This is a genomic window from Streptomyces sp. NBC_01283 (assembly GCF_041435335.1).
GTDB lineage: Bacteria > Actinomycetota > Actinomycetes > Streptomycetales > Streptomycetaceae > Streptomyces.
Genome location: NZ_CP108430.1, coordinates 588,913 through 604,496 on the forward strand (window position 1 = coordinate 588,913; position 15,584 = coordinate 604,496).

At 69.0% G+C, this 15,584-nt stretch carries 18 protein-coding genes; 6 read left to right on the forward strand and 12 right to left on the reverse strand.

The window, feature by feature from the left end; translation table 11 throughout:
- Positions 1 to 19 precede the first annotated feature (19 nt).
- The gene (locus OG302_RS02630; protein WP_371525152.1) at positions 20 to 448 is read left to right on the forward strand and encodes a VOC family protein; all 429 of its coding nucleotides are present in this window, start codon (positions 20 to 22) and stop codon (positions 446 to 448) included.
- A 71-nt stretch (positions 449 to 519) separates the two neighbouring features.
- On the opposite strand, the gene OG302_RS02635 is transcribed toward OG302_RS02630, so the two are convergent.
- Positions 520 to 1,407 (reverse strand): aldo/keto reductase, encoded by an 888-nt coding sequence (locus OG302_RS02635; protein WP_371525153.1) that lies wholly within the window; start codon positions 1,405 to 1,407, stop codon positions 520 to 522.
- A 12-nt stretch (positions 1,408 to 1,419) separates the two neighbouring features.
- The gene (locus OG302_RS02640; protein WP_371525154.1) at positions 1,420 to 2,382 is read right to left on the reverse strand and encodes an NAD-dependent epimerase/dehydratase family protein; all 963 of its coding nucleotides are present in this window, start codon (positions 2,380 to 2,382) and stop codon (positions 1,420 to 1,422) included.
- A gap of 71 nt (positions 2,383 to 2,453) precedes the next feature.
- Between OG302_RS02640 and OG302_RS02645 the strand changes: the two genes are divergently transcribed.
- The 4 genes from OG302_RS02645 (at position 2,454) to OG302_RS02660 (ending at position 6,415) form a co-directional block, all read left to right on the forward strand.
- Positions 2,454 to 3,407, forward strand: coding sequence for a LysR family transcriptional regulator (locus tag OG302_RS02645; protein WP_371525155.1), 954 nt, complete (start codon positions 2,454 to 2,456; stop codon positions 3,405 to 3,407).
- 184 nt (positions 3,408 to 3,591) lie between these two features.
- The gene (locus OG302_RS02650) at positions 3,592 to 4,062 is read left to right on the forward strand and encodes an STAS domain-containing protein (RefSeq protein ID WP_371525156.1); all 471 of its coding nucleotides are present in this window, start codon (positions 3,592 to 3,594) and stop codon (positions 4,060 to 4,062) included.
- Between the two features lie 216 nt (positions 4,063 to 4,278).
- The gene (gene gdhA, locus OG302_RS02655) at positions 4,279 to 5,634 is read left to right on the forward strand and encodes an NADP-specific glutamate dehydrogenase (protein ID WP_371525157.1); all 1,356 of its coding nucleotides are present in this window, start codon (positions 4,279 to 4,281) and stop codon (positions 5,632 to 5,634) included.
- Between the two features lie 439 nt (positions 5,635 to 6,073).
- A complete protein-coding gene (locus OG302_RS02660; RefSeq protein ID WP_371525158.1) occupies positions 6,074 to 6,415 on the forward strand; it encodes a DapH/DapD/GlmU-related protein in 342 nt (113 codons plus the stop codon).
- Between the two features lie 28 nt (positions 6,416 to 6,443).
- On the opposite strand, the gene OG302_RS02665 is transcribed toward OG302_RS02660, so the two are convergent.
- Positions 6,444 to 7,484, reverse strand: coding sequence for an MASE1 domain-containing protein (locus OG302_RS02665; RefSeq protein ID WP_371525159.1), 1,041 nt, complete (start codon positions 7,482 to 7,484; stop codon positions 6,444 to 6,446).
- A gap of 87 nt (positions 7,485 to 7,571) precedes the next feature.
- A complete protein-coding gene (locus OG302_RS02670; RefSeq protein ID WP_371525160.1) occupies positions 7,572 to 8,399 on the reverse strand; it encodes a PP2C family protein-serine/threonine phosphatase in 828 nt (275 codons plus the stop codon).
- Between the two features lie 274 nt (positions 8,400 to 8,673).
- Here OG302_RS02670 and OG302_RS02675 point away from each other — a divergent pair, with 274 nt between their 5' ends.
- Positions 8,674 to 8,973, forward strand: a complete 300-nt coding sequence (locus tag OG302_RS02675; RefSeq protein WP_371525161.1) for a hypothetical protein — start codon at positions 8,674 to 8,676, stop codon at positions 8,971 to 8,973.
- A gap of 52 nt (positions 8,974 to 9,025) precedes the next feature.
- On the opposite strand, the gene OG302_RS02680 is transcribed toward OG302_RS02675, so the two are convergent.
- The 8 genes from OG302_RS02680 to OG302_RS02715 all read right to left on the reverse strand — a co-directional run bounded on the left by OG302_RS02680 (position 9,026) and on the right by OG302_RS02715 (position 15,584).
- On the reverse strand, positions 9,026 to 9,709 hold the full coding sequence (locus tag OG302_RS02680) for an alpha/beta fold hydrolase (protein WP_371525162.1): 684 nt from the start codon (positions 9,707 to 9,709) through the stop codon (positions 9,026 to 9,028).
- A 50-nt stretch (positions 9,710 to 9,759) separates the two neighbouring features.
- Positions 9,760 to 10,644: a hypothetical protein gene (locus OG302_RS02685; protein ID WP_371749997.1), complete on the reverse strand. Its 885-nt coding sequence runs from the start codon at positions 10,642 to 10,644 to the stop codon at positions 9,760 to 9,762.
- Between the two features lie 158 nt (positions 10,645 to 10,802).
- Positions 10,803 to 11,771, reverse strand: a complete 969-nt coding sequence (locus tag OG302_RS02690) for a DUF3500 domain-containing protein (protein WP_371525163.1) — start codon at positions 11,769 to 11,771, stop codon at positions 10,803 to 10,805.
- 131 nt (positions 11,772 to 11,902) lie between these two features.
- Positions 11,903 to 12,376: a DUF6086 family protein gene (locus OG302_RS02695; RefSeq protein ID WP_371749998.1), complete on the reverse strand. Its 474-nt coding sequence runs from the start codon at positions 12,374 to 12,376 to the stop codon at positions 11,903 to 11,905.
- An 82-nt stretch (positions 12,377 to 12,458) separates the two neighbouring features.
- Positions 12,459 to 12,668 (reverse strand): peptidoglycan-binding protein, encoded by a 210-nt coding sequence (locus OG302_RS02700; protein WP_371525164.1) that lies wholly within the window; start codon positions 12,666 to 12,668, stop codon positions 12,459 to 12,461.
- A 704-nt stretch (positions 12,669 to 13,372) separates the two neighbouring features.
- On the reverse strand, positions 13,373 to 13,639 hold the full coding sequence (locus OG302_RS02705; RefSeq protein ID WP_371525165.1) for a hypothetical protein: 267 nt from the start codon (positions 13,637 to 13,639) through the stop codon (positions 13,373 to 13,375).
- 105 nt (positions 13,640 to 13,744) lie between these two features.
- Positions 13,745 to 14,491, reverse strand: a complete 747-nt coding sequence (locus tag OG302_RS02710; protein ID WP_371525166.1) for a DUF1838 family protein — start codon at positions 14,489 to 14,491, stop codon at positions 13,745 to 13,747.
- Between the two features lie 562 nt (positions 14,492 to 15,053).
- Positions 15,054 to 15,584, reverse strand: a complete 531-nt coding sequence (locus OG302_RS02715) for an isochorismatase family protein (RefSeq protein ID WP_371525167.1) — start codon at positions 15,582 to 15,584, stop codon at positions 15,054 to 15,056.

The following is a 15,584-nucleotide window of genomic DNA, read 5'->3' on the forward strand; positions in this document are numbered from 1 at the left end:
GTGCCCATACGGTGGCCCGATGATGTCGATCAAGAAGTTCCAAGTCACCTTCGACTGCGCGGAACCCGAGCGCCTCGCCCGCTTCTGGTGCGAGGTGTTGGGGTACGTCCTGTCGCCGCCACCGGAGGGGTTTGCCACGTGGGACGATTTCAAGCGTTCCCTGCCACCTGAGCAGCAGGACGCGTGGTGTGCCTGCGTGGACCCCTCAGGCGAGGGCCCCCGGCTGTACTTCCAGCGCGTACCGGAAGGAAAGGCCGCCAAGAACCGGGTGCATCTTGACGTGCGGGTCGGCACGGGCCTCAGGGGGGAAGAGCGCCTCGCCGCACTTGAGGCCGAGCGATCACGGCTGGTCCCGCTCGGCGCGGTACACGTGCAAACGCTGTACGACGGCAATGACTCGTGCATCCCGATGCTGGACATCGAGGGCAACGAGTTCTGTATCGACTGACGAGTTCCGCATCGGCTGACGACCGGGCGCGCGCTGCGCCGCGGATTTGCTGGAGCGCGCTCCCGCACCGTTCAGCTGGGCAATGCGGCGCCGTCCAACTGCGTCTGTTCCTCCTCGCTCAGCTTGAGATCGGCTGCCTTGGCAGAGTCCTGGATCGATACCGGGCGGCTGGCTCCCGGTACGGGGATCACTGCCGGGGAGCGGGTCAACAGCCAGGCCAGGGCGATCTGTTGGGGACTGACGCCACGCTCGGCCGCGATGCGATGGAAGGCGGTGTCCGCGACTTGCCGGCCGGAGGGGCCGCCGAGGGAGCTTCGGGAGATGCCGCCCAGTGGGCTCCAGGGCAGGAAGGCCAGCCCCAGCTGTGAGCTCAGCCGCAGCTCGGGTTCACTGTCGCGAACCGCGGGCGAGTACTGATTCTGTACGGAGACGAGGCCGTCGCCGAGGATCGCGTGGGCTTCGCGGATCTGGTCCGTGGTGACGTTGGAGATCCCGGCGGAACGGATGGTGCCGGCGTCGAGCAGGTCGCGTAGCGCGCCGACGGAATCCGACCAGGGCACGGTTGGGTCCGGCTTGTGGAGCTGGTAGAGGCCGATGGTCTCCGTCCCCAGGCGCTTGAGGGAAGCCTCGGCTGCGCGCTTGAGGTGGGCGGCAGTGGCGGTGACGGTCCAGGTGCCGTCGCCGGGGCGGCCGCGTCCGCCCTTGGTGGCGACGAGCAGGCGGGAGGTGTCGCCGCCGTAGCGGGCCAGGGCGCGGGCGATGAGGAGTTCGTTGTGGCCGACCTCATCGGCGTGCCACTGGTAGCTGTCAGCGGTGTCGATGAGCGTGACCCCGGCGTCCAGGGCCGCGTGGAGGGTGGCCATCGCCCGCTCTTGGTCCGGGCGGTGCTCGATGGACAGTGGCATGGCGCCCAGGCCGATGGCGCTCACGGGGGTGTCTCCGATGGTGCGGTACTGCATGGTGGATGCTCCTCAGGTGGCGGGGGCTTCGGAGGTGTCGAGAGCTGCGGTGACGGCGCCGGGGAGCCAGTCGGTGGTGTGGGAGAAGGCGAAGCCCAGCTTCTTCGCGCGGGAGTTGCCCATGGCGTAGTGGCGGTCGAAGGAGAACGGCGAAGCCGGCTCCCCCTCGGCGATGAGGCGGTATAGGGGCTCCCGGCCGATCTGTGCGGCGATCACAGCGCTCAGGTCGCGGGCGTCGAGCGGGCCGTCGGAGCAGGCGTTGAGCGGGCCGGTGAAGTCGGTGGCCGTGGCCGCCCATGCCAGCAGCTCCGCCAGCTCCTCGTAGTGGATGAAGACCGTGGGCAGCGCCTCGGCGTGCACCCGGATCTGCGTGCCGTGGATGATGTGCTCGATGTAGTGCGCCAGTCGGCCGGTGAACTCCTGGGAGCCGCCGCCGAGGACGTGGGCGCTGCGTACGGCGGCGAAGTCGAATCCTTGGTGTTCGTGGCCGAGCACTTGGTGTTGCGCGAAGACGGCCTCCGCCTGGCGCTTGCCCTCGGCGTAATGCGCTTCCAGGTACGCCGCGTTGTGCCAGGGCAGGTCCGTCCGCACCAGCCACGTGGCCGGGTCCACCGTCTCCTCCGGCACCGGTGTCCCCGGCGGGAGGGCGGGAAGTGCGGCGGTTGCCGGATCGTAGACCTCGATCGTGGAGGTCATGACGTACCGCCGGGTGCGACCGCTGAAGGCGCGGGCGGCGATCGCGGCCTGCACCGGGGTGTAGCAGACCTGGTCGACGACCACGTCGAAGCTGCGGGAGCCCAACGCGGCGATCAGGACTGCCTCGTCATCGCGGTCGACGACGAGGTGTTCGACCCCGGCCGGCGGCGGCGTGGAGCCGCGATTGATCACAGTGACCTGGTGGCCCGCCGCACGCAGACGCTGTACCAGGAGTTTGCCGAAGTAGCGGCTTCCGCCGATGACGCAGATCTTTTGCATGCGCCCCAGCCTGAACACTTAGGGTCGACAGCAGAACTACCCACCTACTGGATACGTGTTAAGGAAAACTGTTGATAGATGTCCAGCGGCTCCGTGTGCTGCGGACCGTGGCCGAACACGGCAGCTTCAACCGGGCGGCAGCGGCCCTCCACCTCACCCCTTCCGCTGTCTCGCAGCACATCGCCGCACTCGAGCGCAGCCTCGGCGCCCAGATCGTCGCGCGCAGCACCCGCGGGGTCACCCTCACCCCGGCCGGGCGGATCATGGTCGGGGCCGCCGAATCGGTCGCCGCGGAGCTCGTGCACGCCAAGCAGCAGGTCGACCAGCTCGGCAGCGGTCTCACCCAGCTCACCATCGCCACCTTCACCAGCGGAGGCAGACTCCTGCTGCCCGGCGCGCTCGCCCACCTCACCGCCGCCCACCCCGACACCGTGGTCCACGTCAGGGAGGCCGAGCCCGAACACAGCCTGCCGCTGGTCCGCCAAGGTGCCGTGGATGTCGCCCTCGCCTACCACTTCGACGGCCCGCTGCCCGGTCAGCTCGGCCCGAGCTCCAGCCTGGCGTGGACGGCACTCATCGAAGACCCCCTGCATGTCGTCCTGCCCGACGTCCACCCCCTGGCCGGCCGCGAGGCGCTCGACATCGCCGAACTGGCCGCCGAGCCATGGGTGCTGGGCTGTCTGAAGACCGAGGCATATCTGCGCCGCTACGCCGAGCGCGCCGGCTTCGAGCCGGACGTGCGCAGCACGACGACCGACTACTTCTTCGCCCGCTCGCTCGTCGCCGCGGGCCTGGGGGTCTCACTGATCCCCTCCATCGCACAGACCCCACAGGTCGCAGGCGTACGCACCATCCCGATCTCTCCGCCAACTCCTGTACGGCACATCGGCGTTGCCACCATCCTGCGCCGCGATCACCCCCAGGTCATGACACTGGTTCAGGCCCTCCGGGGAGAGGTGGCGGCGCTCGACGCCAAGACGTGGGCCACACAGCCGATCCAGCCCCGTTCATATGTACGTGACTGAGGACCTCCCTAGTGGTCCATACGTGGCTCAGGAGGCCCCCGAAAGGACGCCAGCAACGTCCGGCGTGTTCATCCGTGTACGCGGGGTACCGGATGCGCCGGTGCGCCGCCACTTTGTCTACTCCGCCCTGCTGGGAACAGGGGTGTCCGTGCGCACTCAGGCGCACGTATGACAAGGTCGTAAAATGTTTCCCAACGACAACAGTGTTGAACTCTCCCCGCACGAACGGGTCGCCGTGGTCGCACTGCGCCACGAGATCGACCTCCAGGACGCGCACACCGTCACCGAAGTCTTCCACCGCGCCCGCAGCCACAGCGAGACCGACGCCACCTTGCTCGATCTCTCCATGCTCACCTTCGCGGACAGCACTCTGCTCGGCCTGATCCTGCAGGCGCGCATCGACCACGAGCAGGAACAACGCCCCTTCGTCCTGGCCGGGCCCCTCCACAGCGCCGTCCAACGCCTGCTCGAGCTCACCGGTGTCACCGGCTTCCTGCCCCTGGCGGACACCCGCGAAGAGGGGATGCGGAAACTCCGCGCGCTCCTCGACGCCGGGGCCGGCGCCGAGCTTCCTCCCTCTCCCCCTGGCAGGCAGACGGCTACGGACCCCGCGTCAGATCCGTCGCCACCGTCGGCGTCGGCGTCGGCGTCCTGACGTGGACCACCACATGCCTGCCGTGATCCTGGTCTCGCATGGTGGTCGAACCCTGGACTCGGGTGCTGGTCAGTGTGTTTACATGCGCGTAACGCTTGAGTGTCCCGCGCACGGCAACGGCGCCGAGCGCCCCGACCGGGTCGTTCCGGAGTGCGCCGCCAGTGCGCCGCGCACCGTGACGGATCCCCGGTGTCAGCCGTGCCAGAAAGGGCTCCCTTGACCACGCGATCCGAGACGAAGACCACGCTCGCGCAGTTGCTCACCGAGATCGAGGACCGCAACCCGGCCCAGCCGGAGTTCCTCCAGGCCGTTCACGAGGTCCTGGAGACGCTGGCGCCGGTCATCGCGGCCCGCCCCGAGTACGCCGAGCCCGGACTGATCGAGCGGCTGTGCGAGCCGGAGCGGCAGGTCATGTTCCGGGTGCCGTGGCAGGACGACCGGGGGCGCGTCCACGTCAACCGCGGTTTCCGGGTGGAGTTCAACAGTGCGCTCGGCCCGTACAAGGGCGGCCTGCGCTTCCACCCCTCGGTCAACCTCGGCGTCATCAAGTTCCTGGGCTTCGAGCAGATCTTCAAGAACGCGCTGACCGGGCTCGGCATCGGCGGCGGCAAGGGCGGCAGCGACTTCCAGCCCCACGGTCGCAGCGACGCGGAGGTCATGCGTTTCTGCCAGTCGTTCATGACGGAGCTGTACCGGCACATCGGTGAGCACACGGACGTGCCCGCGGGTGACATCGGCGTCGGCGGCCGGGAGATCGGCTACCTCTTCGGCCAGTACCGGCGCATCACCAACCGCTGGGAGTCCGTCCTCACCGGCAAGGGCCAGGGCTGGGGCGGCTCGCTGATCCGTCCGGAGGCCACCGGATACGGCAACGTCCTGTTCGCGGCGGCGATGCTGCGCCAGCGCGGCGAGGACCTCGAAGGCCGTACGGCGGTCGTCTCCGGCTCCGGCAACGTCGCCATCTACACCATCGAGAAGCTGGCCGCCCTCGGCGCCAACGCCGTGACCTGCTCGGATTCGTCCGGCTACGTGGTCGACGAGAAGGGCATCGACCTCGACCTGCTCAAGCAGATCAAGGAGGTCGAGCGCGGCCGGGTCGACACGTACGCCGAACGCCGGGGCGCCTCCGCCCGCTTCGTGCCGGGCGGGCGCGTCTGGGAGGTCCCGGCCGACATCGCGCTGCCGTCGGCCACCCAGAACGAACTGAACAGCGACGACGCCGCCACCCTGATCGGCAACGGTGTGAAGGTGGTGTCGGAGGGCGCCAACATGCCGACTACCCCCGATGCGGTGGACCTGTTCCAGCAGGCGGGTATCGCGTTCGGGCCCGGCAAGGCGGCCAACGCGGGCGGCGTCGCGGTCAGTGCCCTGGAGATGGCCCAGAACCACGCGCGTACGTCGTGGACGGCGGACCGGGTCGAGGAAGAACTGACGCACATCATGAACGACATCCACACCACCTGCCACGAGACCGCCGAGCGCTACGGCGCCCCCGGCGACTACGTGACGGGCGCGAACATCGCGGGCTTCGAGCGGGTGGCGGACGCGATGCTGGCCCAGGGCGTCATCTGAACCAAACCACCGACCGCGGCGTGATGGCGGGTCCGAAGCACGACCCCGCTCACCATCACGCTGCGGGCCCGGACGCCACTGCTACGGCCCGGGGCACGGCATCAGCCCGCGCCCCGGGCCTCTTCGTGTCCCCAACTCGGCGAGGGGTGGGAGATCCTGTGTCGGTGAGGACTGGCACTTCGGGGCGAATGGCGCATCGGCCTGGACCCGAAGATGCAGGCCGTGCGCAGGCTCGCCCGGACGTACGGCACCCAACTGCTCGCCGCCGACGGCATGTTCGCCGAGCCCGGGGCGGCCTGGCTGCGCCGCTTGCGTCACAGCGGTACGCCCCTTCGTTCAGCCACTCGGGCACAGGCAGCCCTCGGGCACGGGTCCGCCGCACCGCCGCACCGCCGGGTTCGGCAGCGACGTCCATATCGGCGACGGCTTCTTCGGGAACGTGAACCTCACGTTCGTCGACGACGTGGACATCCGCAAAGGCAACGACGTCATGATCGCGCCCGGCGTGACACTGACGACGACGGGACATCCGGTGCATCCTTCGCGACGTGCCGACTTCGGACGGTTCTCGGAACCGATCGTGATCGAGGACAAGGTGTGGATCGGTGCCAACGCGGTCGTCCTGCCCGGCGTTCGCATCGGGTACGGGTCGGTCATCAGCGCCGGAAGCGTCGTCAGTCGCAGCATTCCCCCGATGACCGTCACGGTCGGAGCCCCTTGCCGAGTGGTCCGCCCCATCACGGACGAGGACCTCACCACACGTACCGCCGAGCATGGGTAACGCTGTGGCCGAGCTTTTCGTACATGTCCTACGTCTCCCGGAGGCGGTCCGTCGCCGCCTTCGTCCTCTCGTCGGCCTGAGGGTCGGCGACGTGCCTGGGTGACAGTTCGGGCGGGGTCTCCCCCGCGGCCAGGTGCTCCAGTACCTCCGCGAGCTCCCGGCAGGCACTCTGCACCGACCGTCGGGTGGCGCGCTGTTCGGCGACCATGGCGGACAACAAGAGCGCCGTCAGCGCGGTGGCACCGTTGAACGCCTGGAGTTTGGTCATGATCTCGATGGCCGACAGATGGAGGAAGGCGCCCTGCTGCGTGTTCGCCGCGCGGGTGGTCATCACGGACGCGAACAGCGCGCACAACATGCTCCCGGCCAGTTGAAAGCGCAACGCCACCCAGATGAGCAGCGGGAAGACGAGGAAAAGCAGGCTCAATTCGCTGACCACGGCCAGAGGTACGACGATCACGGCCGCGAGGCCCAGGAACAGCATCTCCTTCCAGCGCCTCAGCCGCAGGGGCCCCGTGGCTCCCACCAGTACGAGCAGGAGCGGAGTGACGAGCAGGACGCCCATCGCATCGCCCACCCACCAGGCCAGCCACACGGACCAGAACTCCCCCTTCGCCAGCCCACCGGTCAGCACCTGCAGCCCGACCCCCGCCGTGGCACTGATCAGCATGGCGCCGAGCCCGCCGAGGAAGACCAGGGCGAGACCGTCCCGCAGACGTGAGATGCCGACCCGGAAACCGACCCGCCGCAGCATGAGATAGGCGCAGACCGGGGCGAGGGTGTTGCCCGCCACCGTGATGAGTGTGGGGAGCTGCGGAGTGGTGAGGGAGGCGATGACGAGGAAGGACCCGACGGCGATACCGGGCCAGACCGACATTCCGTAGACGAGCAGTGCGGCGACGGCGAGGCCGGTGGGCGGCCAAATGGGTGTGACGATGACTCCCTCGACCGTGAGCCGGCCCAGCAGGCCCAGACGCCCGGCCACGTAATAGCAGGCGGCCACGGCCAGTGTCTTGAGCACTACCTCCAAGGACAGCCGGAACCGACGAGTCACCAACACAGCAGCCATCAGACACCGAGCGGGCCACTTCGGCCATGCGAGGGCCTCCGTCCGCGCCCCTGTCGGCCCCTCTCGGGCTCGGGAATCCGGTGGGCATCACCCCAGCGCGCCGCCGTCGTGGCCGACGACGAGGACGGCGGCGTCGTCCTCATGCCCCACCGTGTCCGCCAACCGCATGACACCGCTTACGAGAGTGTTGATGCCAAGCCCGGCAGCGGTGGTGATCTCGGCGAGCCGCATCACCCGGCTCAGGCCTTCGTCGAGGCTCAGCGACGGTCCCTCCACCACGCCGTCGGTCAGCAGCACGACGACACCATCCGTGGTGAGCCGGTGGCACACCACGGGATACTCGGCGCCTTCGAGCACGCCGAGCGGGGGGCCGCACTCTCCTTCGTCGACACCGGAGCGGCCGTCGGCCGTGGCCCAGATGTGGGGGATGTGGCCGGCCCGAGCGCACTCCAGGACGCCGCTGGCCGGATCGAGCCGGAGAAAGGTGCACGTCGCGAAGAGGTCCTCGCCCAGGGAGACCAGGAGATCGTTGGTACGAGCGAGCAGTTCCCCCGGGTCGCCCGTGACGGAGGCCAGCGCACGCAGGCCGACACGGACCTGCCCCATGAACGCCGCGGCCTTGATGTTGTGCCCCTGTACATCTCCGATGGACAGGCCGATACGGCCGTCCGGCATGGTGAAGGCGTCGTACCAGTCCCCGCCGACGTTGAGCCCGTGATTGGCGGGCATGTAGCCCACGGCCAGCCTGACGCCCGGAGGGTGCGGAAGGTCGTGAGGCAGCATGCCGCGCTGCAGGGCCACCGCCAGCTCGACCCGGGAGCGCTGCATCTCCGCGAGCTCCCGTGCCCGGGCAGTCAGCGCCCCGAGCCTGGCAAGCAGCTCGTCACCGTCGTCCGCCGCCTGCGAACGGAACATTGGTCGCCCCGGTTCCGCGAGAGCACCTCGCGTCAGTTCAGCTCTCTTCCGCCACGTGCACCACTGGCATGACCTCGCGATCAACTTTGCCCGCAGATGACGGCGATCGCACCCTGGGTGCCGAAGACGCCCCCAGCGGTCCGGCAGGAGGCACAGAGCCGTACGGAGCTGAACGGTTTCCCCGCCATCCGCGGCTCCGCATCGGTACCGTGCCGGACAAGCGAGGTGCTGGGGCCTCGGCCGGGTGGGGCACGCAACGGCGACGGGGGCCTGAGTGAGACAGCGCATCAGCAGGACATGGTGGATCGAACTTGCCGTGTACCTGGCCCTCGGAGTACTGGCTGCGACGGCCCTGTGCCTGGCTGCCTCAGCTCTCCTGCTGGGCCTCCCCCATGGTTGGCACGCAGGGACGACCTGGGTGCACATCGAGCACCGCTTCATCTGGCTGACCAGCCGGCTCGTGCCGGCTTCGGTAGCGGCGTACCTCCTCGTGCGTCTGCGGCGTCGTGTGATGGAGCACCTGACGCGGAACAGCGCACTCACCTCGCCTCGCTACCGCGGTCAGCACCGGTGAACCGCCTCGGCATCCTCGACGCCGCAGGTGACGGCAGTCGCACCCCACCACGTCAGCTCTTGGCTGCACCGGCCACGATGTCGGCGAGCACCACAGGGTGGCTGAGCGCGACGCAGTGGCTCGCGGCGATCTCGTCCGGGACCACTCCAAGACGTTCCAGCGCGAGCCGGCGCAGGAAACCGGGAGGAAAGAAGCGGTCCTGGGTGCACAGCACGAACCTGGTCGGCACCGCCGGCCAGGCATCGAGCGGCCACGGCTGGGCTGACGCCGCCGACGACGGGTGAGCCCGTTCCCTGCTCATCGCCTCCGCGGCAAGCGCGCGGGGCACGTCGTGGTAGAACCCCACGTAAGGATCGTCGCTGCCCGTGAGCCCGCCGTCCCGGGCGGCCTGGCTTCGCACGGCCTCGGCGTAGCCGGTGTTGCTCCACCACTGGTCCGGTGATTCGCCGGGCGCCGGGACCATCCCGGCGACCAGGATCAGCTCCTCGACCCGACGGCGGGCCGCGACCAGGGGCGCGGTGAACGCGCCGAACGACTGGCCCACGACCACAAGATCGTGGCGGTCGCCGACTGCCTCGACCACTGCGTCGGCATAGTCGTCCAGCGTCAGTGAGTCATCGTCACCCGGAAGATCGGGAGCCACCACGTCGTGCCCACGCGCCCGAAGCTCCGCCTCGACCAGATGCCAGTACCAGCCGACGTCACCGGCACCGTGGACCAACACGAACGTAGTCATTGCAAGGCTCCGCTTCTCGGCACCACCACCGGCCGACGGCAACTGGATGTTCAGGCGTTCCGCTCGCCCTGTTTGATGGCCTTGTTCGTCATGTCCACCGTGTCGGCGGGCTCAGGTGCCTTCACTGTGACGTCGGTGCCGAAGTCGCTGAAGTTCATCACGACCTCCGCTTTGACCTTCTCGGCAGACGTCTTTGATGTGCTGCCTCCAGCTGCCTTCCCCGGCATGGACATCTTGAGCTGCTGGCGCCTCATCAGACCCTTACCGTCGATCCACAGGTCCATCGGGACCGTGTCGCCGAGCTGCTGACGGAGATTCTTCTGCTGCTCGGGGCTGCCCTTGGCCAGCTTCCTCACATCGACCGCGACCCGGTAGTGCGTGGTCTTCACGCCGCCGACCTGCTCTTGTCCGACCTTCTTCACGTCTTTCTCGGACAGCGACTTGGAGTAGGCGAATGAGTCCGCGGGATCGCTGACCTGATTTCCGCCCGGCCCTCCCGCCGCCTGGAGCCGGTCAAGGTCGATCTTCATCCATGCTTTGCCTCCAGGCAGTCCCCCGCTCCCCTTGGGGGGCTTCTGGTGCAGCACCTTGTCCACGATCCGCTGCTCGATCCGCTGGCCTTCCTGCCCCAGCTCGATCCGACTCGTACCGTCCCCGAAGTCCATCACGCCCGAGCCCTTGATGGTTTCGCTGCGGCCGCCGGAAGTGGCGGTCGTCTCCAGCTTCCCCTGGGCCGAACCAGCCTTCGACGTCTTGGCGTTCGTCGCCTGGACCACCTGCGCCGCAGACTGCGGGCTGCCCTCACCCCCCGACCGCGCCGCCCGATCGCCACCGTCACCGTCATCGGAACCGCAGCCCGTCAACGCGGTGGCCCCCAGCAGACCGGCCGAGCCAAGCAGCGCCAGGCGGAACGTGCGGGACTTTGCGCTGATCATCAAATCCACTCCTCAATAGGTGCACTGAGTCCGTGTCAGGTCAGCGCCCCAAGTGCCCCATGCATGACACCCCACGCATTCAGGCGATCTTTCTACGCTCCCTGCAGTACACACGGTGCAGGAGCGCCGTCAGGGTCCAGCAGCCGAACAGGCGCGGTCTACCTGTGCTGTTCCGTGTAATGCGCGCGCAGCAGGTCGGCGCCCCAGTCATGGCGCATGTGCCGCCAGACCGAGTGGGCGTGATTGCCGTTGTCCTGGGTGTTGTCGTACTCGATGAGGAAGTCCGGGGCGCGAACGCAGTAGTAGTGCCGGTCCCCTGGCGCGCGGCCACCGGCCCAGGCGAACGTGAGGGCATCCAGCCCCTGTGCCTCGGTGTCGGACCAGCACTCCCGCGCGTACGCAGCGGGCGCACGGTCCAGGTAGCGGCGCACCAAGCGCTCGAGCAGCTGCTGTTGGTCGGGCGTCATGTCGCCATGGGCCAGGCCTGTCGGCAGCAGGTCCGGATCGGCGAATGGGTCGTGGCGGGTCAAGATGTCGTCCGGCGGGGCAGCGGCGAAGACAGCTTTGCCCCGCCGACCGTCGTCCAAATCGGTGACCAGTTGCCGCGCCAGATCCTCCTCCGGCCCCAGCAGTCGGCGGCCGGCCTGCGGACCGTCCGCGATGCGCGCCGGTTCCGCCCCGATGAAGTGCGGCGTCACCCGGATGCCCACCGCCGTGATCAGTACGTGTACGGCAAGGTGATGGCCGTTCATCCGCCAGCCCCACGGCCCGTCGCCCTCCGGGTCGCCCGACAAGCGCACCCAGTAGCGGTCGGCACCCGTACCGCCGGCCGCAGCGCGGCGATACCGCTCCACTTCGATCGCCCCGCGAGCCAACTCCGCCCCCGCCGCGCTGTGCGCCGCGGCCAGCACAACAGCGACCGCCTCGCGCTGCCGAGCATCGAGGCCTTCAGTGGTCAGCCCCGGGCGTGAGCCCGGCAGATACGTCCACTCCCGCAGCTCGGGTGCGTCCAGGTGGGCGGGCCCCGCGCGCAGCACACGTACCTGCTCCGGCTCCAGCACGCTCAGCAGCGCACACACCGCGTCCCGCAGTCCCGCGGCCGCCGCCTCCCACCGATACCCGTCCACCGTGCCTCCTCCACCACGGCGCCCGCTTCGGCGCGCCCGCAAGGCGATGTCGTTCCCTGAGATCCATGGTGCGCCACCCGGCGACGACACGACACCGGATCCCGGCCTGCGAGGGCTCATGGGCTACGGGCTCAGCGAGGCATCCAGCTGTCCACCTGCCGCGCCCGGGCGTCGAGAGCGTCGAGGGTGCCGAGCGCGTCGGTGACGGAGTCCTCCGACGCGGTCCGGGGAGTGCCTGAGAACTGCACGTCGTGCTGGACGCCATCATGAACACGGTCGGCCCCAGCCCCCCGTTCGGGCAACTCGACCTCGATTCCTGCGCGCCGCGCGAGTGCGAGTGCCGTCGCCACGAATCCTTCGGAGAGTGTGAGGACCACGGAGTGGCCCACCCGACAGTGCCAGGCGACCAGGCCGCGCGCGAACTCCTCGTAGGCGACCGGGTCGACCTCAAGTGTGTCCGGATCGCACCAGTTCTCGCCCTGGCCGATTCCCGAGGGCAGCCCGAGTTCCGCCTCGAAGACCTCGACGTGCCGGAGGAAGAGGCGGCCCGCCCCATTCGACGGGTTCCACAAGGTCTCGTCACCGACATCGAAGTACATGCTCATCGTCGATCCCCTGCTCAGCAGCCTCGGCACAGCGTAGAACCTCATGTCGCGATCATGCGCGGCGGGCGGGATGCGGCCGCTGTCACATGGCCGCGGTCGTGATGGCGGTGCGGGTGCCCGGGCCGTAGACGCCCAGCGGTTCGGGGATGGCGCGCGCCTGTTGCATGCGTGCGACCGCGGCTGCGACGTCGTGGCTGTAGTAGCCGTCCACGGGGCCTGTGTAGAGCCGCAGTTGCCCCAGCTGCTCCTGCAACTGCCGTACTGAGCTGCCCGTGCTGCCCAGGTGCAGCACGCTCGGTGCGCTGTGGGCCGCCGCAGCCGATCGGGCTGGCGGGGCGTCGGCGTTCGCCGGGGAGCCCGGGTGTGGCCTGGGCTTGCTCGGCGGGGCGGGCGCGGAGGGTTCCTTGTCGGGTGCGGGCGGAGACACGTGACGGGGAACGTCCGGTTGCTGCGCGGGCGGCGCGGCATGCGGGGTGACGGGGGCGGGCTCGTGGGGCGGGGCCACGAGCGCGGCGGTCAGGGCGAGCAGGGCTGCGGAGGCGTAGCCGTAGGAGAGCGGTGGGATGCCTCTCCTGGGTCTGATCGCACCGTGGCGAGGGAGGGCGTGGAGGCGAGGCTGCCGACGTGCGGAGGCGGCTGCGCGATGGCGTCCCTTGCCCGCGCTGTCAGGAGCTCTGCCAGGAGTGGGTGCTCCGCTCGGTGGCGCGGCGTACGTGGGCCCGTCCGCCGGGCGTGACGCCCCGAACGCCTTGCGCACACGTTGATCTGATGTGCGCGTCAGGTAGGAGGAAAGCGCTGGGTACATGGACGGGTCTGGGACTGCTGCTTGGAAACTCACACGACCGAACGTAAGCGTCCACTTGCCGCCGATCCCCCGCTGTCGGCTCCAGAGCGTGATCCTTAAGGCTGCGTTGATGATCGACTCAGGGCCAGATAAGCCCGACCGGCCAATGTCCCCCATCGTGGTGTCCCGGCATCACCAACGCTTGGCCGGTCCTATTGCCCAGCCCACGGATCGCCGACGACGCCACCGATCCGTACGAGCCCGACCGCGCCGTCGGACTCCACGACTACGCACGCGGTGTACGACCAGCCCTCGGCCTCTGCCTGCTCCTTGGCCCAGGCCAGCACCTCATCGGCATCAGCGTCCGTGACTTCGTGCTCGTGTGCGTGCATGGCCGTTCTGTCCCAGAAACACACACGGTACGCAGGGCGGTCCGCTTCCCACTGGGTGTCCCGGGGGTCGACAAGTCGAGTCTTCATCGTGACCACGATAGAGGCGTCTTCCAGGCACGGAACAGCGACTTCCAGGGGAAGCAGCCCCCGACGGACGGAGAGCCTCATCGCCGGGCCGGTGAGGCGTCTCGGCTACTTCGGCGGGTGGAGCTTCCGGAAGTACGTCCAACTCGTCTCGTTCGGCTCGCTCCACTTCTCCGGGGCCTCGGCGAACTGCGGGTGGTGGCCGGCGATGTAGGTCCGGGTCCGCTCGGGGACCTCGGCGTACGAGCCGAGCTTGCGACCCCGGCAGTGATACGTGAGGCCGCCGGGCCGCTGACCGCGTGCCATCCACGGAAGCCACTGGGACATCCGGGTCCACGACATGCTGGCCGGGATGCTGGGCGCCGAGCCCGCCAGGTCGGCGCGGTCCGCGAAGAACTGGAAGAGCTCCAGGGCCCGGTACGTGTCGTCGGCCGAGTTCAGCGGGTACTCCGAGACCGGCAGCGGAGAGGGGTAGGCAAGCGGGATCTCCAGGCTGAAACAGACCTGTCCGCCCAGATCGGTCGTCGGTATGGGAAAGGGACGCCACCGCTGGTTGGCCGGGTCGTTCCAAATGTGCACCACCGGCAGGTCCTGCCAGGTCTCCAGGATCTCGCGCGACACGGGGTCCAGGTAGAAGGCGGCCTCGCGGGTGAGCAGTTGGTAGGCGTCGGGGCCGGCTTCGGTGTCCTGGACGAGGCGGGCGACGTTGAGCCCTTCGAAGCCGAAGAGACGCTGGTAGGGCTCATCGGGGCCCCAGGAGTACACGTCTCCCGACCACCAGTACGTGACCTGCTCACCGTCGAGCGAGGCCCGGGTGCGGGCGAAGGAACGAAGCAGCTCTGCGGGTGTCGTCATACGGAGTACTTTGCGCGATTACCGCACGGGCCGGGCGAGCAACCCCCACGCGGGGGTGAAAGTGACCGAAAGAGCCACTTCCTGGGCCCTGTTCGTGCCAACGACCCTCTTTCACGGCCGACGGACCCGCAGTACGCCGGTGAGCAGAGGTGCACGTCAGCTGTCTCGGCGCGCCAGCTGGCGGGCGTGCCACGTGGGCCGATTGCTGCGCTGCCGCTGACACGTGCGAGCTCGGCAACCCACTCGACCTCGTCGTCCATGAGGTTCCACAGATGGCCGCGTCGGGCTCCACCGCGATGGCCTCGGCGCCCAGCGCGACCAGCGTGGCCGTCAGCTTGCCGGTTCCGGCACCCAGGTCGAGCACGCGTGGGCCAGGAGCGGGTTCGAGCGCCCAACGCACCGCGGTCCGCGCGCAGTCCGGACGGTGCTCGGCGTATGCGGCCGCCGCTGCGCCGAACGACGAGGCGTGAAGCACCAGTTCATCCTGATCCATACGGCCACGGTAACTGCGCCGCATCTGGCGAGCGGGGGCGATCGAGGATCGCAGGGCGCGGCGGACATCTCAGGACGGGGTGGCGGCCACCCTCAGGGTGAGTTCGGAACTGGACGTCACCTGGCCGAAGCGGGGCAGGTTCAGGGTGATCGCCGCCTGGTGCTCCGCCGTTGTGAGGGCGGTCATCGCATCCTCCACGAAGACCAGCCCGTAGTCATGGTCAGATGCTGCGCGCGCCGTCGATTCAACGCCCATGTTGGTGGCGATGCCGGCAAGGACGAGGGTGGAGACGTCCCGCCCCTGCAAGAGCTCATGCAAGTCGGTGTGGTGGAAGCCGCCGATGGTGCCCTTGACGACCACTGCGTCGGCCAAAGCCGCTACCCGCTGGTGCAGTTCGCTGCCGGGCGGCTGTTCCACGACGTTCGGTCGTTCGGTCCTCACCGCGACCACCGACGCACCGCCGGCTCGGAACCGTTCGGCCAGAGCGCAGGCAGCATCCAGCGTGTCGGTGCCGGAACGAGGGCCGAGCGGCAGGTCGATGATCCGGGGCATCAAGTCGACCAGGACAAGAGCCGTGCTCGCGGGTTCCAGGGTGACCAT